This window comes from Streptomyces synnematoformans, assembly GCF_039531005.1.
GTDB classification, from domain to species: Bacteria; Actinomycetota; Actinomycetes; order Streptomycetales; family Streptomycetaceae; genus Streptomyces; species Streptomyces synnematoformans.
In genome coordinates, this window is record NZ_BAAAPF010000007.1 from 1 (window position 1) to 23,845 (window position 23,845).

The 23,845-nt window shown below is 75.1% G+C and carries 18 protein-coding genes and 2 pseudogenes; 8 read left to right on the forward strand and 12 right to left on the reverse strand.

What is annotated here, in order from left to right; translation table 11 throughout:
- The 3 genes from ABD317_RS03175 to ABD317_RS03185 all read right to left on the reverse strand — a co-directional run.
- The coding region (locus ABD317_RS03175; protein WP_344287594.1) for an aminotransferase class I/II-fold pyridoxal phosphate-dependent enzyme at window positions 1-736 on the reverse strand (736 nt) is incomplete at its 3' end.
- 177 nt (window positions 737-913) lie between these two features.
- Window positions 914-1,762, reverse strand: a complete 849-nt coding sequence (locus ABD317_RS03180) for a SigB/SigF/SigG family RNA polymerase sigma factor (RefSeq protein WP_344287596.1) — start codon at window positions 1,760-1,762, stop codon at window positions 914-916.
- A 261-nt stretch (window positions 1,763-2,023) separates the two neighbouring features.
- A complete protein-coding gene (locus ABD317_RS03185; RefSeq protein ID WP_027752321.1) occupies window positions 2,024-2,266 on the reverse strand; it encodes a DUF6158 family protein in 243 nt (80 codons plus the stop codon).
- 161 nt (window positions 2,267-2,427) lie between these two features.
- Here ABD317_RS03185 and ABD317_RS03190 point away from each other — a divergent pair, with 161 nt between their 5' ends.
- On the forward strand, window positions 2,428-3,228 hold the full coding sequence (locus ABD317_RS03190) for a methyltransferase domain-containing protein (RefSeq protein ID WP_344287600.1): 801 nt from the start codon (window positions 2,428-2,430) through the stop codon (window positions 3,226-3,228).
- Between the two features lie 131 nt (window positions 3,229-3,359).
- Window positions 3,360-3,707, forward strand: coding sequence for a VOC family protein (locus ABD317_RS03195; protein WP_027752323.1), 348 nt, complete (start codon window positions 3,360-3,362; stop codon window positions 3,705-3,707).
- Window positions 3,708-3,723: 16 nt separating this feature from the next.
- On the opposite strand, the gene ABD317_RS03200 is transcribed toward ABD317_RS03195, so the two are convergent.
- The 8 genes and pseudogenes from ABD317_RS03200 to ABD317_RS03235 form a co-directional block, all read right to left on the reverse strand.
- Window positions 3,724-4,281, reverse strand: a complete 558-nt coding sequence (locus tag ABD317_RS03200) for a GNAT family N-acetyltransferase (protein ID WP_344287603.1) — start codon at window positions 4,279-4,281, stop codon at window positions 3,724-3,726.
- Window positions 4,282-4,305: 24 nt separating this feature from the next.
- Window positions 4,306-4,677 (reverse strand): glyoxalase superfamily protein, encoded by a 372-nt coding sequence (locus tag ABD317_RS03205; RefSeq protein ID WP_027752325.1) that lies wholly within the window; start codon window positions 4,675-4,677, stop codon window positions 4,306-4,308.
- A 7-nt stretch (window positions 4,678-4,684) separates the two neighbouring features.
- On the reverse strand, window positions 4,685-5,221 hold the full coding sequence (locus tag ABD317_RS03210) for an endonuclease domain-containing protein (protein WP_344287605.1): 537 nt from the start codon (window positions 5,219-5,221) through the stop codon (window positions 4,685-4,687).
- A 55-nt stretch (window positions 5,222-5,276) separates the two neighbouring features.
- The gene (locus tag ABD317_RS03215; protein ID WP_344287669.1) at window positions 5,277-5,789 is read right to left on the reverse strand and encodes a DinB family protein; all 513 of its coding nucleotides are present in this window, start codon (window positions 5,787-5,789) and stop codon (window positions 5,277-5,279) included.
- Between the two features lie 47 nt (window positions 5,790-5,836).
- Window positions 5,837-8,812 (reverse strand): prolyl oligopeptidase family serine peptidase, encoded by a 2,976-nt coding sequence (locus ABD317_RS03220; RefSeq protein WP_344287607.1) that lies wholly within the window; start codon window positions 8,810-8,812, stop codon window positions 5,837-5,839.
- Window positions 8,813-8,924: 112 nt separating this feature from the next.
- The gene (locus ABD317_RS03225; protein ID WP_344287609.1) at window positions 8,925-10,307 is read right to left on the reverse strand and encodes a M20/M25/M40 family metallo-hydrolase; all 1,383 of its coding nucleotides are present in this window, start codon (window positions 10,305-10,307) and stop codon (window positions 8,925-8,927) included.
- Window positions 10,300-11,133 carry a M55 family metallopeptidase gene (locus tag ABD317_RS03230; RefSeq protein ID WP_344287611.1) on the reverse strand — a complete coding sequence of 278 codons (834 nt, stop codon included), beginning with the start codon at window positions 11,131-11,133 and terminating at the stop codon, window positions 10,300-10,302. The genes ABD317_RS03225 and ABD317_RS03230 overlap by 8 nt, the downstream gene beginning before the upstream one ends.
- A gap of 274 nt (window positions 11,134-11,407) precedes the next feature.
- A pseudogene (locus ABD317_RS03235) lies at window positions 11,408-13,835 on the reverse strand (MFS transporter).
- 319 nt (window positions 13,836-14,154) lie between these two features.
- Between ABD317_RS03235 and ABD317_RS03240 the strand changes: the two are divergent.
- Window positions 14,155-15,231 (forward strand): Rv2578c family radical SAM protein, encoded by a 1,077-nt coding sequence (locus ABD317_RS03240; protein ID WP_344287613.1) that lies wholly within the window; start codon window positions 14,155-14,157, stop codon window positions 15,229-15,231.
- A 109-nt stretch (window positions 15,232-15,340) separates the two neighbouring features.
- On the opposite strand, the pseudogene ABD317_RS03245 reads toward ABD317_RS03240, so the two are convergent.
- A pseudogene (locus tag ABD317_RS03245) lies at window positions 15,341-15,850 on the reverse strand (HEAT repeat domain-containing protein); the annotation flags it as partial.
- A 416-nt stretch (window positions 15,851-16,266) separates the two neighbouring features.
- Here ABD317_RS03245 and ABD317_RS03250 point away from each other — a divergent pair.
- The 5 genes from ABD317_RS03250 (at window position 16,267) to ABD317_RS03270 (ending at window position 23,844) form a co-directional block, all read left to right on the forward strand.
- Window positions 16,267-18,144, forward strand: a complete 1,878-nt coding sequence (locus ABD317_RS03250; protein WP_344287615.1) for a 3-hydroxyacyl-CoA dehydrogenase family protein — start codon at window positions 16,267-16,269, stop codon at window positions 18,142-18,144.
- An 81-nt stretch (window positions 18,145-18,225) separates the two neighbouring features.
- A complete protein-coding gene (locus ABD317_RS03255; protein ID WP_027752335.1) occupies window positions 18,226-19,023 on the forward strand; it encodes a TetR family transcriptional regulator in 798 nt (265 codons plus the stop codon).
- Between the two features lie 371 nt (window positions 19,024-19,394).
- Window positions 19,395-20,810, forward strand: coding sequence for a crotonyl-CoA carboxylase/reductase (gene ccrA / locus ABD317_RS03260; RefSeq protein ID WP_344287617.1), 1,416 nt, complete (start codon window positions 19,395-19,397; stop codon window positions 20,808-20,810).
- Window positions 20,810-22,873, forward strand: coding sequence for a protein meaA (locus ABD317_RS03265; protein WP_344287619.1), 2,064 nt, complete (start codon window positions 20,810-20,812; stop codon window positions 22,871-22,873). Before ccrA ends, ABD317_RS03265 begins: the two co-directional genes overlap by 1 nt.
- Window positions 22,870-23,844 (forward strand): HpcH/HpaI aldolase/citrate lyase family protein, encoded by a 975-nt coding sequence (locus ABD317_RS03270; protein WP_344287621.1) that lies wholly within the window; start codon window positions 22,870-22,872, stop codon window positions 23,842-23,844. The genes ABD317_RS03265 and ABD317_RS03270 overlap by 4 nt, the downstream gene beginning before the upstream one ends.
- Window position 23,845 lies beyond the last annotated feature (1 nt).

The following is a 23,845-nucleotide window of genomic DNA, read 5'->3' on the forward strand; positions in this document are numbered from 1 at the left end:
CGACGGGCGGCGGCAGCGGCGGTACGGCGGTGACGAGCACCGCGAGCACCGCGGCGTGCAGCGCGGCGCCCGCGCGGGTGGCGGGGAAGCGGGCGACGGCGGCGGGCCAGCCGGGCGGGGTGAGCGTGCCGCCGAGGTCGGCGAGGACGACGACGTCGTCGGGGAGCATCTCGGCGGGGCTGACGAGCACGGTGGCGTGCGGGTCGTGCAGCGCGTCGCGGTACGTCTCGTCGCTGACGACGAGCAGCCCCTCCCCCGCCGCCGCCTCGCACGCCTCGCGGACCAGCTCGGGCGGCGGCACCGTGCCGGTCGGGTCGTCGGCGACGGACAGGACCAGCAGCCGCGGCGCGCCGCCCTCGGCCCGTACCCGGCGCACGGTCTCCAGCAGGGCGAACGGGTCGGGGGCGCCGCCGGACTCCGCGGTGGTGGGCACGCGGTGCACGGCGCGGCCGAGGATCACCGGCTGCGCCGCGTACCAGGACGCCGAGGGGCGGGGCAGCAGCACCCCGCCGCCGGCCGCCGCGACCAGGGCGAGCAGCAGCGCCGCGGCCCCGGGCGCGGCGGCGGCGCCGGCGGGATCGGTGGTCAGGCCCCGGCGGTGCCAGTACCCCGCGGCGGCGGTCCGCACCCTGGGCCCGCCGCCGGGCGGTCCGGGGGTGGCGGTGGCGGCGCCGGCGAAGCCGTCGACGAGTGCGGCGGGGGGCGGCAGTCCGGCGTCGGGGACGGCCTGCTGCATACGCCACCTCCCGCCGCGACTCGCCCGTCGGACGTTCACCAGAGTGCGAACCCCTCCCACTGTCCCAGATCGGGCGCCCGCCGGGGCGGTGCGATGCGCCTGGTCAGGTGAAGGGGCCGGGAGGACCGGGCGGCGTACGGGGCGGGGCGGGCCCCGGCCCCGTACGCCGCCGGCTTCCTACGCGGCGGTGGCGGAGCCGGTCGGCTCCGGGGCCTTGGACCCCGCCGCGACCGCCGCCCGGTCCGCCTCCACGCGCTCGCAGACCCGCTCGCAGGTGCGGCTGATCAGCCGGGAGACGTGCATCTGCGAGATCCCCAGGCGTTCGGCGATGCAGCTCTGCGTCATGTCGCAGAAGAACCGCAGATAGAGGATCTCGCGCTCGCGGTCCGGCAGCCGGCGCAGATGCGGGCGCACGGCCTCGCGGTCCACGGCCTGGTCGAAGCCGGGCTCGGTGCTGGAGACGGTGTCGATGAGCGAGTAGCCGTCGGCGGCGCCGGGGAGCGCGGCGTCGAGGGACAGGGTGGCGTAGCTCTCCAGGGCCGCCAGGCCCGTACGCACCTCGTCCTCGGTCAGCCCGGCCACCTCGGCTATGTCCGCGGTGGCCGGGAAGCGGTCGTCGGGCGTGGCGGCGAGCGCCATACTCGCGCTGCGCACGCGGTTGCGCAGCTCCTGGACCCGCCGGGGCACGTGGACGCCCCACATGTGGTCCCGGAAGTGCCGCTTCAGCTCGCCGACGATCGTCGGCACGGCGAAGCTCTCGAAGGCGTTGCCGCGCGCCGGGTCGTAGCGTCTGACGGCCTTCACCAAGCCGAGGTGCGCGACCTGTTCGAGGTCCTCCAGCGCCTCGCCGCGGTTGCTGAACTGGCGGGCGAGCCGCTGGGCCATGGGCATCCAGGCGCGTACCACCTCCTGGCGCAGCGCCTTCTTGTCGGGTCCTTCCGGCATCCCGGCGAGCCTGCGGAACTGTGCCGCGGTGTCCGGGGCATCGTCGTGTGGGTGCCTGCTCCTTGACCGTACATGCGCCACGGGGGGCCTCCCTCGGGCGAGTTGCGAATGGTCGGTTTCCCGCGGGAGACGCTGCGCGGCCGGAGGCGACGACGCCCGGGTACCGCACGCGGCCGGAGCATTGGCGGCTGCGAAGCCGTCCGCTCCCGCGGAGGTGCTCTGGTCGGGAGCACGTTGGTCCGTCTGCCCGCCGCCGGATGCGGCAAACCGTGGGGCGGACGGGGCCTTTTCCACGATACGACGAGGTCGCCGCACGCACGACCGCTCGCGTCCGCGCCCGGGTCAGCCGCGTTCGCGCGCGCCCTCGCGGGTGCGGCCGAGCGCCACGGAGCGCTCCGGGTGCCGGCTGAGGTACTCGCCCTCCAGCTGTGCCATGCGCGTGTTGTGCATGGCCAGCGCCGCCGCCGAACCGTGCAGCAGCGTGTCGTGGCGGGTGCGGTGGATGGTCTCCAGCTCCTTGATCAGCTGCTGGTCGCTCAGCTGCGCGGGGGCGATGCCGCCCCTGCGCCGGTCGCTTTCGGCCATCTGAGGCTCTCCTTCGCCGGCTGTCTCCCGTTTCCAGGATCGGGCAATCCTGGCTCGTCGGCTACCCGGGCGGCGCCCCGGCAGACATGGACCACACTCCTCATGACCACATAACGAGACAACACTTCTCGTTATACGAGACGAAAGCTAGGGTGCCGCGCATGGCCGTATACACGCATGGACACCACGCCTCGGTGCTGCGCTCGCACCGCTGGCGCACCGCCGCCAACTCGGCGGCGTACCTGACCGGCGAACTGCGCCCGGAGATGCACCTCCTCGACCTCGGCTGCGGGCCCGGCACGATCACCGCCGACCTGGCCGCCCTCGTGCCGCGGGGCCGGGTGACGGCCGTCGACGCGCAGCCGGGGATCCTCGCGCAGGCGCGCGACACCGCGGCGGCACGGGGGGTGACGAACGTGGAGTTCGCCGTCGCCGACGCCGAGGCGCTGGACTTCCCGGACGACTCGTTCGACGTGGTCCACGCCCACCAGTTGCTCCAGCACCTCGCGCACCCGGTGCGGGCGCTGGCCGAGATGCGCCGGGTGTGCCGCCCCGGCGGGCTCGTCGCCGCGCGCGACGCGGACTACGCCGCGATGACCTGGCACCCCGACGTGCCCGTCCTCCACGACTGGCTGGACACCTACCGCCGGGTGGCCCGCGCCTCGGGCGGCGAACCGGACGCGGGGCGGCGGCTGCTCGGCTGGGCCCGCGAGGCGGGGTTCGCGGACGTCACGGCCTCGGCGAGCGCCTGGTGCTACGCCTCGGCGGAGGAGCGTGCGTGGTGGAGCGAGTCGTGGGCGGACCGCACGGTGGCGTCGTCGTACGCCCGCCTCACCACCGACGGCGGGCACGCGGACGCGGCGGCACTGCAGCGGATCGCGGCCGGCTGGCGGGAGTGGGGCGAGGCACCCGGTGCCTGGTTCGCGGTGCTGCACGGCGAGGTCCTCTGCCGGGTGCCGTGAGGCTGCGCCGGGCCCGGCGCGTACGGGCGTACGGGCCGGGGCCGCGGCCGCCCGGCCCGCGGCCCGTACGCCCGTGGCCGGTCCAACGACCCGGCGCCACAGGCGCCGTCGCCGCCCCTAGACTCTCCTCCATGGAGATCCTCGGCACCTCACTGCGCATCTGCGTGGACGATCTGGACCCCGCCGTCACCGCGTACGAGAAGCTGACCGGCGAGCAGGCGCAGCGCTTCTCGCACGCGGGCGTCTCCGTCGCCGCGGTCGGCTGCTTCCTGCTGATGTCGGGCCCGCCCGAGACCCTCGACGTGCTGCGCAGAATCACGGCGACGCTGGCCGTCGACGACGTGGCCGAGGCGTACGCGACACTCCGGTCGGTCGGCGCCGAGGTCATCGCGGGCCCCTCGGAGACCCCCATCGGGCGCAACCTGGTGGCCCGCCACCCCGACGGCAGCATCTTCGAGTACGTCGACCGCCGCCGCTGACCGCCGCTCGCGACCGCTACCGGCCGGCGCCGGGGCCGTCCGCCGTCATCTCGGCGGTCAGGGCCCAGCGCTCGTGGTCGCGCCAGGCGCCGGCGATGAACAGGTAGTCGGGCGAGAAGCCCTCCAGGCGGAAGCCCGCGCGCTTGGCCAGCGCGATGGAGGCGGTGTTGCCCGGCTGGACGTTGATCTCCAGCCGGTGCAGGCCCAGGTCGGTGAAGGCGTGGCGGACGACGAGGCCGATGCCCTCGGACATGTGGCCGCGGCCGGCGTACGGGACGAAGGCCGCGTAGCCGAGGGCGCCGGAGAGGAAGGCGCGGCGGACGATGGCGTTGATGTTGACGAAGCCGGCGAGGGCGCCGGACTCCCGCTCGCAGACGAGGAACCCCTCGGTCTGCGGCTCGGTGAGCCGCTCCAGATAGGCGCGGAAGTCGGCCGGCGTGGCGGGCGGGGCCAGCCACGGATGGTGGAGTGCTGCGCTGTCGCGCACGCGGGCGAGGAACTCCGCCTGGTCGGCGGGGCGCGGGAGGCGGATCACCGTGCGGGCGCCGGCCGCGATGACGTCGTTCTCGGGCACCGGGCGAGTGTACGCCCCGGCCGGTCAGCGGTTCGGCTGGACGAGCCGCAGCCGGTTGCCGAAGGGGTCGGTCAGCTCCAGGATCGTGCCGATCCCGGCGTCCTCTTCGAGCCCGGGCTTCAGGTACGGGTAGTCCTTGGCCTTCAGCTCCGCGTGCAGCTCGCCCGCGCCGTCGACCTCGACGTAGACGGTGGCGCCGGGGCTGGCGTCGCCGTGGTGCTCGCTGAGGTGGAGCGTCAGGTCGCCGCGGGAGACCTGCAGGTAGAGCGGGAGACCGTCGGAGAACCTGTGCTCCCAGTCGACCGTGAAGCCCAGGTAGTCGACGTAGAACTCGCGCGCCTTCGCGACGTCGAAGATGCGGAGGACCGGAACCGTGCGACGGAACAGGACAGTCATGTCTCCACTATGCCTCCGCCGCCAGCCGCGCGGCGAGACGGCGCATCTCGTCGCCCACCAGGTAGTGGCCGGGCAGCCCGGGGATCTCGACCGGGCGGCCGGCGGGGCGCCGGGGCGGGTGGCGTATGAGGTGGTCCAGCACGCGGGCGGCCAGCGCGGGGTCGTCGGGAGGGTCGCCGAGGACGTAGTGGTAGGCGTTGGGCCGCCAGTGCGGATAGCGCTCGGTCAGGCCGACGATGACCGCGGGCGGGCGGCGGCGGTACGAGGCGTACGGCTCGGCGTAGTACGACGTGCGGCGGCCCTCGGCGACGTTGCACGACTCGCAGAGCAGGCCGCGCACCAGCCCGGAGACGTGGTGGTGGTCGATGACGAGCCGGGCGGGCCGCAGCCCGCAGACCGCGCACCGGCCGGCCTGCCACCGCCGTATCGCCGCGAGCGGGGCGCCCGGGCCGGCGGCGGCACGGCGGGGGAGACCGCCCGGCTCGCCGGGCGGCGTCCACTCGTGGCAGGCCGGGACCTCGGAGCCCGGCGGCGTGCTGCTCATGCCGCCGACACTACGGCCCGGCACTGACATCTCCGGCGCCGTCTCCGGGGCGGTGTCACTCGCCGGTGACGCCGTCGGCCAGCTCCCGGGCGATGTCGAGGTGGCCGGCGTGGCGCGCGTACTCCTGCAGCACGTGGAAGAGGATCAGCGCCAGCGACGGCGCGTCCGCCGCGGCCGCGAAGCGGCCGCCGACGGCGGCCCGGCGGTCCAGCGGGACGCCCGCGACGATCTCCCGGGAGCGGGCGCACGCCGCGCGGAAGGCGTCCTTCAGCTCCGCCGTGCCCGTGCTCTCCGGGACCGCCCAGCGGCCGTCCGGGCCGCGGTCGCCCCACGGGTCCGGCACCGGGCGGGCGGCGAAGCCCCACTCGAACCAGCGGCGCTCCACCCACGTCAGGTGGACCAGCAGCTCCAGCGGCGTCCAGCCGGAGGCCACCCGGCTGGACCGCAGCTCCTCCTCGGCGAGGCCGTCCAGCTTGCGCAGCACCTCGGCGCGGTAGTGGTCGAGGTAGGCGTCCAGCAGCTCCCGCGGGTCCGTGCGGGAGGCGGGCGCGGGGTCGTCGATCGGCATCCGCGGCCGGTCGGACGGCGGCGGTGCGGCGCTGCGGGCGAGGCGTCTCATACGAGTCCCGGGGTGTCGAGGGCGAGGGTGCCGGCGTCCGCGTCGAGGACGGCGGGCACGCCGAGCGGCACGGTGAGGGCGGGGACGCCGTGGCCGAAGTCCAGGCCCTCCAGCACCGGCACGCCGAGGTCGCCGAGCCGGTCGGCGAGGACGGCGCGCACCTTCTCGTACGGGCCGCAGTCCGCCCAGGTGCCGCAGACGACGCCGGCGACGCCGGTCAGCCAGCCGGTGCGGCGGAGCTGGGTGAGGATGCGGTCGAGGCGGTAGTCCTCCTCCTCGACGTCCTCGATGAGCAGGATGCCGCCGGCGGCGCCGGCGCGGGCGCCGGGGGTGCCGAGGCCGGCGGCCAGCAGGCTGACGCAGCCGCCGAGGGTGACGCCGCGGGCGCGGCCGGGCACGAGGGCGCGGGCGCCGGGGCTGGTCAGGCACTGCACGGTGGCCGGCTCGAAGAGGGTGCGGCGCAGGTGCTCGCGGGTGCCGTCGTCCGCGGCGAACGGGCCCCAGGCCGGCATCGGCCCGTGCAGGGTGGCCACGCCGAGGCGGGTGGCGAGGGCCTCGTGCAGGGCGGTGGCGTCGCTGAAGCCCACGTAGACCTTCGGCCCGGCGGCGCGCAGCGCGGGCCAGTCGACGCGGTCGAGCATGCGGTGGGCGCCGTAGCCGCCCCGGCCGGAGAAGACGGCGGCGACGTCCGGATCGCACCAGGCGCGCTCGAAGTCGCGGGCGCGGGCGGCGTCGTCGGCGGCGAGGTAGGACAGCCGGTCGTCCTCGCCGTACGCGGTGGGGTGGACGACGACGTCGAGGCCCCAGCCGCGCAGCACCTCGACGCCCGCGTCCAGCTCCGCGCGCGGGAACCCGCCGCTGGGGGCGACGATCGCGAGCCGTTCGCCGGGGCGCAGGCGGCGGGGCCGGTCGAGCGCGACGGCGGACCCGGTGGCCGGGGCCGGGGCGGCGGTCGCGGCGGCCGGTGGGCGGGACGTGCCGAGGTCCACGGCCGGCACGTCCGGCGCCGCGAAGCCGAACGTCTGCGCGTACAGCGACAGCTCGGCCTCCAGCGCCCGGGTGAGGGTGCCGGCGCGCCGGAAGCCGTGGCCCTCGCCCTCGAAGGTGAGGTACGCGTGCGGCACGCCGCGGCCGGCGACCGCGTCCAGGAACCGTTCGCACTGCACCGGCGGGCAGATCACGTCGTCCAGCCCCTGCAGCAGGAGGAACGGGGCGGTGATCCGGTCGGCGCGGTGGACCGGGGAGCGCTCGCGGTACCGCTCGGGCACCTTGGCGAACGGGCCGACCAGCGACTCCAGATAGCGCGACTCGAAGTCGTGCGTCTCGTCGGTGGCCCAGCCGGCCAGGTCGAGGATGGGGTAGATGACCGTGCCGCACGCGTACAGTCCCTCGGTCAGCGGCGAGGTGAGCGAGGCGGCGGTCGTCCAGCCGCCCGCGCTGCCGCCGCGGACGGCGAGCCGGGCGGGGTCGGCGGTGCCCTCGTCGGCGAGGGCGCGCGCGACGGCGGCGCAGTCCTCGACGTCCACGACGCCCCACTGCTCGCGCAGCCGCTCGCGGTAGGCGCGGCCGTAGCCGGTGGAGCCGCCGTAGTTGACCTCGGCGACGCCGATGCCGCGGGAGGTGAAGTAGGCGATCTCCAGGTCGAGCACGAGCGGCACGTGGCCGGTGGGGCCGCCGTGCGCCCAGATCACGTACGGCGGCAGCTCGTCCTCGGGGCCGCTGAACTCCGGGTGGTGCGGCGGGTAGAGGTGGGCGTGCACGTCGCGGCCGTCGGGGCCGGCGAAGGTGCGGGAGGCGGGCCGCGGCAGGAAGGCCGGGGCGACGGCGTCGCGGTGGGCGCTGCCGGCCACCCGGGCGTGGCCGGTGACGGTGTCCAGCTCGACGACCTCGTACCCGGTGGCGGGGCTCGCGGCCAGGCCGAAGACCCGGTCGCCGGCGACGGCGAGGGCCGCGGCCCAGTTCGACCAGGGGCCCGGCACGTCGGCCAGGTCGCCGGTGGCGGGGTCGAGGACGCCGAGGCGGGTGCCGCCGGTGCCGTGCAGGGTGGCGACGAGGCCGCCGCCGAGGACGGCGAACCAGCGCAGCCCGACCTTCCACAGCGCGTCGGCGAACTCCTCGGGCAGCGGGCAGAGCGCGCTCGTCACGGCGGTGGCGGGGTCGACCCGGTGGAGGTTCCACCAGCCGCTGCGGTCGGTGGCGGCCACCAGCGTGCCGTCGGGCAGCCACTCGGCCTGCGCGACGGACTCCGCCTCGGGGCCGGTCTGGGCGCCGAGCACGGTCGTGACCCCGGCCAGGCCGCCGTCGCCGGTGACGTCGGCGACGCGCAGCTCCGTGCCGTCCCAGGGCATCTGCGGGTGGTCCCAGGCGATCCAGGCGGTCTGCCGGCCGTCCGGGGACAGCCGCGGGCCGGTGACGAAGCGGTGCCGGTCGTCGGTCAGCTCGCGCACGGCGGCGCGGTCGGCGGCCGCCGAGCCGTCCAGCGGCACGGCGGCGAGCACGCGGCGCACGTCGGTGGGGGCCGGGCCGGTGAACTCCTCCAGCACGCACCACACCTCGCCGCGCTCCGGCAGCACGACGGGGTCGCACCAGCGCAGCCCGCCGCCGGTGGCACTGACGGGCGTGAGCGGGCGGGGCGCGCCGCCGCCGTCGGGCTCGTACCCGTAGAGCCGCTGGTCGGCGAAGTGGGTGAAGACGATCAGCGGGCCGCCGGTGGCGCGCGGCACGCCCGCCCAGGGCCGGCCGCCGTACTCGATGACCCGGTTGCGCACGTTCCACGGCGGCGGCAGCACCGACTCCTCGGTGCCGTCCGGGCGGAGCCGCACCAGCGCCCGGCGCCCGCCCTCGCGCGGCCGCGGGGCGGTCCACCACACCTCGTCGCCGACGGTGTCCAGATACTCCGGGCGGCCGTCGTGGGTCGCGGCGAGGGCGGCGGTGAGAGGGCTGGTCCAGGTGCCGTACGGGGCGGTGGTCACGGGCGGCGTCGTCTCTTTCCGCTGGTGGTCGAGGCGCCGGCGCTCTCGCCGGCGCGCGCGCTGGTCCGTGCGCGGGTCGTCCCTCCCGCGCGGTCTGCGGGGCGGTGTGCCGTCAGGCCTCCCGGAGGAAGTCGTCGAGGACGCGCACGCCGAAGTGCAGCGCCTCCACCGGCACCCGCTCGTCCACCCCGTGGAACAGCTCCTGGTAGTCGAAGCCGGCGGGGAGCTTGAGCGGCGAGAAGCCGTAGCCGGCGATGCCGAGGCGGGAGAACTGCTTGGCGTCGGTGCCGCCCGACATGCAGTACGGCACGACGTGCGCGTCGGGGTCGAACCGCTGCAGGGAGGCGCGCATGGCGGCGTAGACGGGCGCGTCGACGGGGGCGGTCAGCGGCACCTCGCGGTGGCTGAACTCCCAGTCGACGTGCGGCCCGGTCAGCTCGTCCAGCGTGCGGGCGAACTCCTCCTCGCCGCCGGCCACCATCCGGCCGTCGACCTGGGCGGTGGCGCTGCCCGGGATGACGTTCACCTTGTAACCGGCGGTCAGGACGGTGGGGTTGGAGCTGTTGCGCACGGTGGGGGCGACGAGGGCGGCGGCCGGGCCGAGCCTGCCGAGCAGCGCGTCCACGTCGAAGCCGGGGTCGTCCAGCTCCTCGGGGGCGACCTCGATCCCGAACACCGCGGCCGTCCCGGTCAGCGCCGCGCGGACGGTGGGGGTGAGCCGGACCGGCCAGCGGTGCGCGCCGATCCGGCCGACGGCGGCGGCCAGGTGCGAGACGGCGTTGTCGGCGTTGACCTTGGAGCCGTGGCCGGCGCGGCCGCGGGCGGTGAGCCGCAGCCAGGCCGTGCCGCGCTCGCCGGCGGCGACCGGGTACAGGCGGCGGCCGTCGCCGGCGTGGAAGGTGAAGGCGCCGGACTCGCTGATGCCCTCGGTGCAGCCGTCGAAGAGCGCGGCGTGCTGCCCGGCGAGGAAGTCGGAGCCGTACTCGGCGCTGGCCTCCTCGTCGGCGGTGAAGGCGAGGACGATGTCGCGGCGGGGGCGGACGCCGGCGCGGGCCCAGGCCCGGACGACCGCGAGGACCATCGCGTCCATGTTCTTCATGTCGATGGCGCCGCGGCCCCAGACCACGCCGTCGCGCACCTCGCCGGAGAACGGGTGCACGCTCCAGTCGGCGGGCTCGGCGGGCACCACGTCCAGATGGCCGTGGACGAGCAGGGCGTCGGCGCCGCGGTCGGTGCCCTCGATGCGGGCCACCACGTTCGTCCGGTCGGGGGCCTTCTCCAGCAGGGTGGGCTCGATGCCGGCGTCGGCGAGGCGTTCGGCGACGTACTCCGCGGCCTGGCGCTCGACGCCGTCGCCGCCGCCGTGGTTCGTGGTGTCGATGCGGATCAGGTCGGAGGTGAAGCGCACCACCTCGTCCAGCGCCGCGTCGTCGGGGCCCGGGGCGTGCGGGGCGGGGACGTGCGGGGCGGGGACGTGCGGGGCGGGGTCAGCCATACTGCTCCTCCACGGCGGCCGAGACGAGCGTGGTGACGGCCTTGAAGCAGCGGATGCCGTCGTACATGGTCTCCGTCGTGTACGCCACGCGCCGCTCGCCGGCCGGGGCCACGCCCGGCACGACCGTGGCGGCGCCCGCCAGATGCTCCGCGTCGAACTCCAGCTCCACCGTGAACGGCCCGCCGCGCACCGGCTCCGTCCGCACCGCGAGGGCCGCGGCCTCGGTGGCCGCCGCGCGGATGTCCGCCGCGGTACGGGCCGGGGTGCGGCACACCGCGGCGTACCGCGAGACGTAGTCCTTGACGGCGACGCCGGGGGCCGCGGGCGCGTACCCCTTGGCGTCCTCGACGGTCTTGTCGTCGCCGGTGACGAGCACCACCGGGACGCCGAACTCGGCGACGACGTGCGCGTTCAGCAGGCCCTCGCTGGCCGGTACGCCGTTGAGCCAGACGCCGGTGACGGAGTTCGCCAGGTAGGTGTGCGCGAGCACCCCTTCGGCGCCCGCGCCGGTGTGGTAGCCGACGAACGCGATGCCGTCGACGTCGCCGCGCTGCACGCCCTCGACCATGGACAGCGACTTGTGCCGCCCGGTGAGCATCTGGGCGCGGTCGTCCAGCCGCTCCAGGAGGAGATTGCGCATCGTCCAGTGCGCCTCGTTGACCAGCACCTCGTCTGCGCCGCCGGCGAAGAGGCCCTCGATGGCGGCGTTGACGTCGGATGTGAACATGGGCCGGCAGCGCTCCCACTGCGGGCCGCCGGGAAGCACGTCGGCGGGCCACGTGACGCCGGTGGCCCCCTCCATGTCGGCGCTGATCAAGACCTTCATGCCGAGCCACGGTACGCGGTCGGACGAAGCGGTGAAACCCCTGTGGATACGTACAGAGGTCTAGACCACACGAACTCCCCTCGAATGGCCCGCGACCAGCCCTTTCGGGGTCGGTTCCGGGCCGTCAGCCGTCCGGTGCACGCACGGTCGCGACCCCACGGCGCCGGGCCCCGGCAAGCCTTCGCCGACCCCGCCGCCGGCCTCGCCGCCGACCCCGCCGCCGGCTTCGCCGCCACCCCCGTCGCCAGCCCTGCCGCCGTCCCCGCCGGGGGCCCTAGTCGCCGTGTCCCAGCCGGAGGTCCCGCTCCGTGCGCCCGCCGCCCTCGACGCGCAGGACCGTGGCCACCGGCGGGTATCCGGCGGCGATGACGGTGTACTCGCCGGCCGACAGGTCGACGAAGCGGAACGCGCCGTCCGGGCCCGTGGTGCCGCTGTCGACGACGTTGCCGGCCGCGTCCAGCAGGGTGACCCGGGCGTCCTCCACCGGCCGGCCGCCGTACGCCCGCACCGTGCCGCGCAGCACCGCTCCGCCGGCCAGCTCGACGTCCTGCCGGGTCTCGCGCGCCGCCTGCACCGCGACCGGCAGCGCGGCGGGCCGGAAGCCGGGGGCCGTGGCCGCGAGGGTGTACGCGCCGGCGACCAGCTCGCCGAGGGCGTACGCGCCGTCGTGGCCGCTGCGCGTGGAGGCGACGACCTCGCCGCGGGCGTCGGTGAGGGTGACGACGACGTTCCCCAGCGGCGTGCCGTCGGCCGTCGCCACGGTGCCGCAGATGCGGCCCGCGCCGCCGAGCACGAGGTCCAGCTCCACCGGCCGGTCCCCGACGGTGACCGTGACGGCCTGCGGCTGGTGCCCGCCGGCCGCGGCCACCAGGACGTACGAGCCGGAGCCGGGGGTGGGCAGCACGTACCGGCCGTCCTCGCGGCTGGCGTCGCGCCCCACCTGCCGGCCCGTGCCGTCGATGAGCGTGGGCGGCGGCGGCGCGGGCCGCGGACACCGCGGAGTCGGCCGCCGGGGGCGCGTCCTGGACGGGGCCCGGCCCGGGGAGGTTCTGGGACACCAGTGGTCTCTCCTTCAGCAGGAAGGCGAACAGGAGGCCGAGGAGGAGCACGGGCACCAGGTACAGGAAGATGCGCGGCATGGCCTCGGCGTAGGCGCGGACGTACCCGTCGCGCAGCCCGGCGTCGAGCGCGTGGACGGCCTCGGGGGTGATCGACTGCGGGTCCGGCAGCGTGGCGCCGGGGGGCGGCGGGGGCAGGGTCCCGGCCAGTTCGCCGGCGAGCCGGTCGAAGAAGACGGTACCGAAGACGGCCGCGCCGACCGAACCGCCCATCTGCCGGAAGTAGTTGTGCGCGCTGGTGGCGACGCCGAGGTCCGCGGGGCGCACCGCGTTCTGCACGGCGAGGATGAGCACGGGCAGGACGAGGCCGACGCCGGTGCCGAGGACGGCCATCCAGATGCTGTACGACAGCTGCGAGGTGTCCTCGGTGAGGCGCGAGAGCAGCCACATGCCGACGGCGGCGAGGGCGCAGCCGAGCACCGGGTAGCGGCGGTAGCGGCCGGTGCGGCTGATGAGGTGGCCGGAGACGACGGAGGCGACGACGAGGCCGCCCATCATCGGCAGCATCAGCAGCCCGGACTCGGTGGCGCTGGCGCCGTCGACCATCTGCAGGAAGGTCGGCAAGTAGCTGGCCGCGCCGAACATCGCCACCCCGATCACCACGCCCACCAGGGAGGTGACGGCGAAGACGCTGTCGCGGAACAGCCGCAGCGGCAGCACGGGTTCGACGGCGAAGTGCTCGACGACGAGCAGCAGCACGGTGGCGCCGACGGCCCCGGCGCCGAGGGCCAGGATGACGTCGGAGGTCCACTCGTACTCCAGGCCGCCCCAGCTGGTCAGCAGCACCAGGCAGGTGGACGCGGCGGCGAGCAGCAGCGCGCCGAGGACGTCGAGGCGGGGCCGGGCGGCGGGCTTGGGCAGCTTCAGCACCAGCCCGGTCACCAGCAGGGTGACCAGCCCGAAGGGCACGTTGAAGTAGAAGCACCAGCGCCAGGACAGCTCGTCGGTGAAGAACCCGCCGAGCAGCGGCCCGGCGACCGAGGCAAGCCCGAAGGCGGCGCCGATCAGGCCCATGTAGCGGCCGCGCTCGCGGGCCGGGACGATGTCGGCGATGATCGCCTGCACACCGATCATGAGGCCGCCGGCGCCCATGCCCTGGATCGCGCGGAACGCGATCAGCTGGTCCATGCTGCGCGCGGCGCCGGCGAGCGCCGAGCCGGCGACGAACACGACGATGGCGAACTGGAAGACGCCCTTGCGGCCGAAGAGGTCGCCGAGCTTGCCGTAGATCGGCAGCCCGACGGTCGCGGTGAGCAGGTAGGCGGTGATCGCCCAGGACATCCGGTCCAGGCCGTGCAGTTCGCCGACGATCTTCGGCAGCGCGGTGGCGACGATCATCTGCTCCAGCGCGGCGAGGAGCAGCGCGAGCATCAGCGCCAGGAAGACCAGCCGTACGCGCCGGGGGCTCAGCGCCCCGCCGGCACCGTCGGCCGCGCCGGGACCGGCGGGCGGTCCGCCCTCTCCGGTACGTCGCGCCGGCTGGGCCACCTGGGCCTGCTCCGCCGGCCGGTCCGCCGGGCCGGCCGCGGGCACGGTGACCGGCTCGTCCTTCACCAGGGTCGTACCCACCTGCCAGCTCCCCATCGTCCGCCTGCGCCGGACCATTTCTCGCACCGCGCACGATCCTGGGGCAAACCCGATCACTCCCCCCGCGGGGCCGCCCCACGGTCCGCGACCCGGTTGCCCGGGGCGCCCGCCGGTCGCTCATCAGCGGCTTTCGCGGCGCGCGGGCGGAGCCGGGGGCGCGGGAGTGCTCGCGGCGGCGCGCGGGAGAACCACTCGAAACGGCGAACCGGGCGGCGGCCCCGCCGGCGGGCGGCGCCGCCCGGCGTCACCCGATCGAGGACTCGACGCGAAGGGAACACGTGTTCTATTCTCGGCGGCAGATCAACGGGAGGTACCGATGCGCTGGGAGAATCTGACACACGACGCCGCCGCCGAGACCGCCGCCGCCGACGGCGGCACGGGCCCGGGCGGCGCGCCGCCCGCCCTCTTCGGCACGGCCGCCGTCGTCACCCGCACGTTCGACACCCCGGAGTTCCAGGGCATCACCTTCCACGAGGTGCGGGCGCGCTCCCTCGTCAACAGGGTGCCGGGCGCGTCGCGGATGGCCTTCGACTGGACCGTCAACCCGTACCGGGGCTGCAGCCACGCCTGCGTGTACTGCTTCGCCAGGAAGACCCACGACTACCTGGACCTCGACACCGGCCGCGGCTTCGACTCGCAGATCGTGGTCAAGGTCAACGCCCCGGAGCTGCTGCGGCGCGAGCTGGCCGGCCGCCGGTGGCGCGGCGAGCACATCGCCATGGGCACCAACGTGGACTGCTACCAGCGCGCCGAGGGGCGGTACCGGCTGATGCCCGGCATCCTGGCCGCGCTGCGGGACTTCGCCAACCCGTACTCGATCCTCACCAAGGGCACGCTCATCCTCCGCGACCTGCCGCTGCTCAAGCAGTCGGCCGAGGTGACGGACGTCGGCGTCGCGGTCTCGGTCGGCTTCCTCGACGAGGAGCTGTGGCGGACCGTCGAGCCCGGCACGCCGGCGCCGCGCCGCCGGCTCGACGTGGTGCGCACCCTGGCGGAGCACGGCATCGGCTGCGGGGTGCTGATGGCGCCGGTGCTGCCGTTCCTCAGCGACTCGCCGGAGCAACTGCGCGCCACGGTGCGGGCGGTGGCCCGGGCGGGCGCGACGTCCGTGACGCCGCTGGTGCTGCATCTGCGGCCGGGCGCGCGGGAGTGGTTCATGACCTGGCTGGAGCGGCACCACCCGCGGCTGGTCCGCCGGTACCGCACGATGTACGCGGGCGGGTCGTACGCGCCGAAGTGGTACCAGCGCCAGGTCACCCGGCAGGTGCACGAGTACGCGACGGAGCTGGGCATAGGCCCCTCGGCGCCCGGCACCGCGCGCCGCATCGGGCCGGCGGAGGAGCCCGGAGCAGGGCCGGACGCCCCGGAGAGCACGCAGCTGACCCTGCTCTGACCCCGGTGCCCGGCGCCGGGGTGCGCGGGCCTATGCGGGTGATGGCCGCCGTGGCCGCGCGCCACAGCTGCGGGAAGCCGAGCGCCTCGGAGAGCGCCGGGATCGCGCCCGGGTCGCCCAGCTCGCCCAGCCCTTCGACACAGGCCTTGGCGATCGGCCAGTGGTGCTGCGGCTCGCGCACCAGCCGCTGCAGGGTGCTGATCAGCGCCGGCGCCGACTCCGGCGCGCGCAGCCGGACGAGCAGCCGGATGGCGTGCAGCGCGTACGCGGTGCGCAGCGGGTTCGTCGCCAGGGCCGCCGCCGCCCGCGCGGTGCGCGGGTCGCCGAGCCGGGCCAGCGCGCACGCCGCGCTCTCCGCCCGTACCGGGTCGCGGTAGTTGAGCAGCAGCACCAGCGTCTCGAACGCCCGCCGGTCCCCCGCCGTACCCAGCGCGAAGGCGGCCAGCTCCCGGGTCCACAGCGGCTCCCCGGGCAGCTCCAGCACCCGCGCCAGCTCGTCGTGGGCGGTGGTCGTGCGCTGTCGCACGAGCGCGGTCATGCGGTCGAAGCGCGCCAGCGCCGGCGGGTCGTCCAGCCTGCCGCGGATCCGTTCGGTGAGCGCCAGATACTCCTGGTCCATGCCTCGCCCCCTGCCTCGCCGGCACTCAGGGTACGTGTCCCGTCACCGGTCGGTGACGGGCGCGTCGATCGGGTTCACTCCATCTGTGCCCCCGCTGACGGGTACATTCCCTGAATCCCCCTCTGGCGCCCATGGTTACTCACGAGTTAAGCTCGGGGGACGAGCAGCACCCCTGCTCGGGCGGTCTGGTGACGCAGCCGCCGAGAGCTGAAGTCGGTTCGGCGACCAACAGCACGCGCGACGGGCGCTCAAGCGCCCGTGGCGGGGACGCCCGGCCCCGGGACAGGGCCTGCGGCGCGCCTCGCCGCCGCGTGCCCCGCCGCCGCGCGGTTCCCGCCGTGGGCCGTCGTGCCCCGGTCCCGCCGCCGTGCGCGCGCCCCGACCCTCGTCTCCCGCGTCACGACTGGAGTCCCGCGATGGACCGCAGCCCCGTCCCCGAGTCCCCCGAGATCCCCGAGCCCCCCTCGGTTCCCTTCCCCACCGTGGCCGTCGTCGGTCTCGGCACGATGGGCACCGGCCTGTGCGAGGTGCTGGCCCGCGCCGGCCGCGAGGTCGTCGGCATCGACGTCAGCGAGGCCGCCGCCACCGCTTGCGTCGCCGCACTGGAGCGCGCCACGGACCGTGCCGTGGCCCGCGGCCGCCTCACCGAGGGCGACCGCGCCGGCGTCCTGGCCCGGCTGCGCACCTTCCCCGACCTGCGCGCCGCCGCAGACGCGGACCTGGTCATCGAGGTGGTGCCGGAGTCGTACGAGACCAAGCAGCGGGTCGTCGCGGAACTCGACCGCGTGCTACGCGCCGACGCGGTCATCGCCACCGGCACCAACGCGCTGTCCGTCACCCGGCTCGCCGCCTCCTCCGCCCACCCCGAGCGCGTCCTCGGCCTGCACTTCTTCGCCCCGGTCCAGGCGATGCGGCTGGTGGAGGTGGTCTCCTCCGTGCTCACCGAGCCGCCGGCGGTGGAGCGGGTCACCGCGCTGGTGCGGGAGCTGGGCAAGGAGCCCGTCGCGGTGGGCGACCGGCCCGGGTTCATCGCCGACGGGCTGCTCTTCGGCTACCTCAACCAGGCGGCGGCGATGTACGAGTCGCGGTACGCCACCCGCGAGGACATCGACGCGGCGATGAAGCTCGGCTGCGGCCTGCCCATGGGCCCGCTGGAGCTGCTCGACCTGATCGGCGTCGACACCGCCCGCACGGTGCTGGAGGCCATGTACGCCGCGTCGCAGGACCGGCTGCACGCGCCCGCGCCCCTCCTCGGCCAGCTCACCGCCGCGGGCCTCACCGGCCGCAAGGCGGGCCGCGGCTTCTACACCTACGACGCCCCCGGCAGCGGCACCGTCGTGCCGGACGCCCATCCTCCCGCCGCCGGCTCCCCTGCCGCCGGCTCCCTCGCCGCCGACGCAGCTTCGGGGGCGGCGCCGCTGGCGGCGCCGCGGCCGGTCCGGGCGGTCGGCGTCGCTGGCTCCGGCACGATGGCGAGCGGCATCGCCGAGGTGTTCGCCCGGGCGGGGTACGACGTCGTGCTCGCCGCCCGCGGCGAGCAGAAGGCGGCGGCGGCGAAGTCCCGTATCGCCGCGTCGCTGGACCGCTCCGCCGCCCGGGGCCGCCTGACCGCGGGCGACCGCGACGCCGCGCTGGCCCGGGTCTCCCCCGCGGGCTCCCTGGCCGCGCTGGCCGGCGCCGACCTCGTCGTGGAGGCCGTCGCCGAGGACCTGGCGGTCAAGCGGCAGTTGTTCGCGGCCCTGGACGAGGTCGCCAGGCCGGGCGCCGTGCTGGCCACCACCACGTCCTCGCTGCCCGTCGTCGCCTGCGCCGCCGCGACCTCGCGCCCCGAGGACGTCGTCGGCATGCACTTCTTCAACCCGGCGCAGGTGATGAAGCTCGTCGAGGTGGTGCGCACGGTCCGTACCGCGGACGACGCGCACGCCACCGCCCGCGAGGTCTGCACCCGGCTGGGCAAGCACGCGGTGGACTGCGGCGACCGGGCCGGCTTCATCGTCAACGCGCTGCTGTTCCCGTACCTGAACAACGCGGTGAAGATGGTCCAGGAGCACTACGCCTCACTCGACGACATCGACGCCGCGATGAAGCTCGGCGGCGGCTACCCCATGGGCCCGTTCGAACTGCTGGACGTCGTCGGCCTGGACGTCTCGCTGGCCATCGAGCGCGTGCTGCACCGCGAGTTCCGCGACCCGGGCCTGGCCCCGGCGCCGCTGCTGGAACACCTGGTCGCCGCCGGCTGCCTCGGCCGCAAGACGGGCCGCGGCTTCCGCGAGTACGCCGCCGCTCGGCGCTGAGCGCGCCGCAGCCTCCGTCCCGCCGCCGCCTCGTGCGCAGCGGCGGCGGAACGGGGCCCACGCATGGAGTACGTTCCTTACATGTCCGAGCCAGCGAAGCCCAGCCGTCCGACCTCCAGCAGCCAGCGCCTGAAGATGCGCCGCGACATCGCGGCCGCCGCGATGGAGCTGTTCGCGACGAAGGGCTACGAGGCGACGACGGTGGACGAGATCGCCGCCGCCGCGGGCGTCGCCCGCCGCACCTTCTTCCGGCACTTCCGCTCCAAGGAGGAGGCGATCTTCCCGGACCACGACGACACCCTGGAGCGGGTGAAGGCCGTCCTGGACGCCGCGCCGCCGCACGAGTACCCGCTGGACACCGTGTGCCGCGGCATCCGGGAGGTCATGCGGATGTACGCGGCCCAGCCCGCGGTCTCCGTCGAGCGCTACCGGCTGACCCGGGAGGTGCCGACGCTGCGGGAGCGCGAGATCGCCTCGGTCTCGCGCTACGAGCGGCTCTTCACCCGCTACCTCCTGGGCCACTTCGACGAGGGCGCCCACCAGGACGGCGACGACGACCCGCTGCTCGCGGAGGTCGCGGCCTCGGCGGTGGTCACCGCGCACAACCACGTGCTGCGCCGCTGGCTGCGCGCGGGCGCGCAGGGCGAGGTGGAGGGCCAGCTCGACCGGGCCTTCGCGGTGGTACGGGCCCGGTTCGCCGGCGTCGGGCTGCCGCACGGGCCGACGGGCCGGGGCGGCGCGCAGGCGGGCGCGGCGGGCCCGCCCGCGGTGCTCACGGCCGGCGGTGAGGGCTCGGACGTGCTTGTCGCCCTCGCCCGGACGGACGCGCCGCTGAGCGAGGTCATGCGCACCATCGAGAAGGCGCTGAACCGGGGCTGACCGGCGGTTTCACCCCCGTGCACGAGGCTCCCCGGCCGCTTCGGCCCGGGAGCCTTCGCCTGCCCGGGCGTGCTCATCCGTGCGCTCCCGTCGACATCTGAGGGAATTATTTGGCACCGAGTGTCTTGCAGCCTGGCACGCCGTGCCATACCGTACGGATATCCGGGTGACCGGTGCCCGAAGGCAGAGCGGGCGCCGGCTGTCCCCGCGAGCCCCCGGCTCGCGCACCCGGCCGCGCCTCGTCACGGGCGCCCCGGCGCCACCGCGCCGTACCCCGCACACCGGCACCACCGCCGGAGCCGAACCGCACCCGCAGCTCTCCCCCGACGTCCCTCAAGCGTCCCCCGACACGCTTCGCCGGAGGCAGCACCATGAACGAGACGCACGAGATACTCGCCGCGATCCAGGCACCCGACAGCACCGCCGCCGACTTCGCCGCCCTGCCCCTGCCCGGTTCCTACCGGGCCGTGACGGTGCACAAGGACGAGACCCGGATGTTCGACGGCCTCCCCACCCGCGAGAAGGACCCGCGCAGGTCGCTGCACCTGGACGAGGTGCCGGTGCCGGAACTCGGCCCCGGCGAGGCCCTGGTGGCGGTCATGGCCAGCTCCGTGAACTACAACTCGGTGTGGACGTCCCTCTTCGAGCCGCTGCCCACCTTCGCCTTCCTGGAGCGCTACGGCCGCCTCTCCCCGCTCGCCAGGCGCCACGACCTGCCGTACCACGTCATCGGCTCCGACCTCGCCGGCGTCGTGCTGCGCACCGGCCCGGGGGTCGTCGCCTGGCGGCCGGGCGACGAGGTGGTCGCGCACTGCCTGTCGGTGGAACTGGAGAGCGCCGACGGCCACGACGACACGATGCTCGACCCCGAGCAGCGCATCTGGGGCTTCGAGACCAACTTCGGCGGCCTGGCGGAGATCGCGCTGGTGAAGTCCAACCAGCTGATGCCCAAGCCGGCCCACCTGTCCTGGGAGGAGGCCGCGGCCCCGGGCCTGGTCAACTCCACCGCGTACCGCCAGCTCGTCTCCCGCAACGGCGCCGGCATGAAGCAGGGCGACAACGTGCTCATCTGGGGCGCGAGCGGCGGACTCGGCTCGTACGCCACGCAGTTCGCGCTCGCCGGCGGCGCCACCCCCGTCTGCGTGGTCTCCAGCCCGGAGAAGGCGGAGATCTGCCGCCGGATGGGCGCCGAGGCGATCATCGACCGCCGCGGCGAGGACTACCGCTTCTGGCGCAACGAGCACGAGCAGGACCCCCGGGAGTGGAAGCGCTTCGGCGCGCGCATCCGCGAGCTGACCGGCGGCGAGGACGTCGACATCGTCTTCGAGCACCCCGGCCGGGAGACCTTCGGCGCTTCGGTCTACGTCACCCGCAAGGGCGGCACCGTCGTCACCTGCGCCTCCACCTCCGGCTTCGTGCACGAGTACGACAACCGCTACCTGTGGATGTCGCTCAAGCGGATCATCGGCTCGCACTTCGCCAACTACCGCGAGGCGTGGGAGGCCAACCGCCTCGTCGACAAGGGCAGGATCCACCCCACCCTGTCGCGGACCTACCCGCTCGACCAGACCGGCCAGGCGGCGTACGACGTGCACCGGAACCTGCACCAGGGCAAGGTCGGCGTGCTCTGCCTCGCCCCCGCCGAGGGGCTGGGCGTACGCGACGAGGAGAAGCGCGCCGCGCACCTCGACGCGATCCAGCTGTTCCGCACCGCCGAGGCACCCGGGCCGCGGGCCGGCCGCGGGAGCGCGCCGGCGCGGGCCGTCGAACACGCCGGGAACGTCTGATGGCGGACCGCGACCGGCCCTGGCTGATGCGCACCTACGCCGGCCACTCGACCGCCGAGGCGTCCAACGAGCTGTACCGGCGGAACCTGGCCAAGGGCCAGACGGGCCTGTCCGTCGCCTTCGACCTGCCCACCCAGACCGGCTACGACCCCGACCACGTGCTCGCCCGCGGCGAGGTCGGCCGCGTCGGCGTGCCCGTCGCACACCTGGGCGACATGCGCCGCCTCTTCGCGGGCATCCCGCTCACCCGGACGAACACCTCCATGACCATCAACGCCACCGCGATGTGGCTGCTGGCGCTCTACCAGGTGGTCGCCGAGGAACAGGGCCTGGACGAGGCGGGCATCGCCGAGCTGGCGGGCACCACGCAGAACGACATCGTCAAGGAGTACCTCTCCCGCGGCACCTACGTCTTCCCGCCCGGGCCCTCGCTGCGGCTGACGACCGACACCATCGCCTACACCGTCGGCCGGATGCCGAAGTGGAACCCGATCAACATCTGCAGCTACCACCTGCAGGAGGCGGGCGCCACGCCGGTGCAGGAGATCGCGTACGCCATGTCGACCGCGACCGCCGTCCTGGACGCGGTCCGCGACTCCGGCCAGGTGCCGCCGGAGAAGCTGGGCGACGTCGTCGCCCGCATCTCCTTCTTCGTCAACGCCGGGGTCCGCTTCGTCGAGGAGATGTGCAAGATGCGGGCGTTCACCCGCATCTGGGACACCGTCACGCGCGAGCGCTACGGCATCGGGGACCCCCGGCAGCGCCGCTTCCGCTACGGCGTGCAGGTCAACTCCCTCGGCCTGACCGAGGCGCAGCCGGAGAACAACGTCCAGCGCATCGTGCTGGAGATGCTGGCCGTGACGCTGTCGAAGGACGCCCGCGCCCGCGCGGTGCAGCTGCCCGCCTGGAACGAGGCGCTCGGCCTGCCGCGCCCGTGGGACCAGCAGTGGAGCCTGCGCATCCAGCAGGTGCTGGCGTACGAGAGCGACCTGCTGGAGTACCCCGACCTCTTCGACGGCAGCCGTGTGGTGGAGGCCCGGGTGGCCGGCCTGGTCGAGAGCGCGACAGCCGAGATGGCGCGCATCGAGCGGCTGGGCGGGGTCGTGGCGGCGGTGGAGTCCGGCTACCTGAAGTCCCAGCTGGTCGCCTCGCACGCCGAGCGGCGCGCGCGTATCGAGTCGGGCGAGGAGAAGATCGTCGGCGTCAACTGCCATACGGAGACCGAGCCCAGCCCGCTCACCGCCGACCTGGACGCCGCGATCATGACCGTCGACGCGGACGTGGAGGCGCGCGTCGTCTCCCGAACGCACGAGTGGCGGCTCGCCCGCGACGAGCCGCGCGCGCAGCGGGCGCTGGCGGCGCTGAAGTCCGCCGCCGCCGGTACGGACAACCTCATGCCCGCGTCGCTGGAGTGCGCCCGCGCCGGCGTCACCACCGGCGAGTGGGCCTGGGCGCTGCGCGACGTCTTCGGCGAGTTCCGCGCCCCCACGGGGGTGGGCGGCGCGCCGGTCGCCGTCGCCGCGGCCCCCCACGGCGCGGACGGCCCGGACGGCCCGGACGGCCCGGACGGCGACGCCGCCGTCGCGCTCACCGCCGTACGGGACCGGGCCGCGCGCACCGCCGCGGAGCTGGGCACCGGCCGGCTGCGGCTGCTCGTCGGCAAACCGGGCCTCGACGGGCACAGCAACGGCGCCGAGCAGATCGCGGTACGCGCCCGGGACGCCGGCTTCGAAGTCGTCTACCAGGGCATCCGGCTGACGCCCGAGCAGATCGCCACGGCCGCGGTCGCCGAGGACGTGCACTGCGTCGGGCTGTCCGTCCTCTCCGGCGCACACGCCGAACTGGTCCCCGACGTCCTGGACCTGCTGCGCCGCGCGGGCGCCGGCGACCTGCCCGTCGTCGTCGGCGGCATCATCCCGGCCGCCGACGCCGAGGCGCTGCGCGCGGCGGGCGTCGCCGCCGTGTTCACCCCGAAGGACTTCGGAATCACCCGGATCATCGGCCGTATCGTCGACGAGATCCGGCTCGCGAACAAGATCGGCCCGAAGGAGGCCCCCGCATGAACCCCGCCCCCGACCAGCCCGACCGCCTGCGGCCGCGGCGTTCCTGCCTCGCCGTCCCGGGATCCAACCCTCGGTTCCTGGAGAAGGCGCAGGGGCTGCCGGCCGACCAGGTCTTCCTGGACCTGGAGGACGCCTGTGCGCCGCTGGCGAAGCCGGACGCGCGGCACACCGTCGTGAAGTTCCTCAACGAGGGCGACTGGAGCGGCAAGACCCGGGTGGTGCGGGTCAACGACTGGACGACGCACTGGACGTACCGCGACGTCATCACGGTCGTCGAGGGCGCGGGGCCGAACCTGGACTGCCTCATGCTGCCGAAGGTCCAGGACGCCGAGCAGGTCAGGGCCCTCGACCTGCTGCTCACCCAGATCGAGAAGACCATGGGCTTCGCCGTGGGCCGCATCGGCATCGAGGCGCAGATCGAGAACGCCAGGGGGCTGGTGAACGTCGACGCCATCGCCGCCGCCTCGCCGCGGCTGGAGACGATCGTCTTCGGGCCCGCCGACTTCATGGCCTCGATCACCATGAAGTCCCTGGTCGTCGGCGAGCAGCCGCCCGGCTACCCGGCCGACGCCTACCACTACATCCTCATGCGGATCCTCATGGCCGCCCGCAGCCACGACCTGCAGGCCATCGACGGCCCGTACCTGCAGATCCGCAACGTCGACGGCTTCCGCGAGGTCGCCGGCCGCGCCGCGGCCCTCGGCTTCGACGGCAAGTGGGTGCTGCACCCGGGGCAGGTGGAGGCCGCCAACGAGGTCTTCTCGCCGTCCCAGGAGGACTACGACCACGCCGAGCTGATCCTCGACGCGTACGAGTACTTCACCTCCGAGGAGGGCGGCCGCAAGGGCTCGGCGATGCTCGGCGACGAGATGATCGACGAGGCGAGCCGCAAGATGGCCCTCGTCGTCTCGGGCAAGGGCCGCGCCGCCGGTCTGACCCGCACCGCCGCCTTCACCCCGCCGGAGGGCTGAC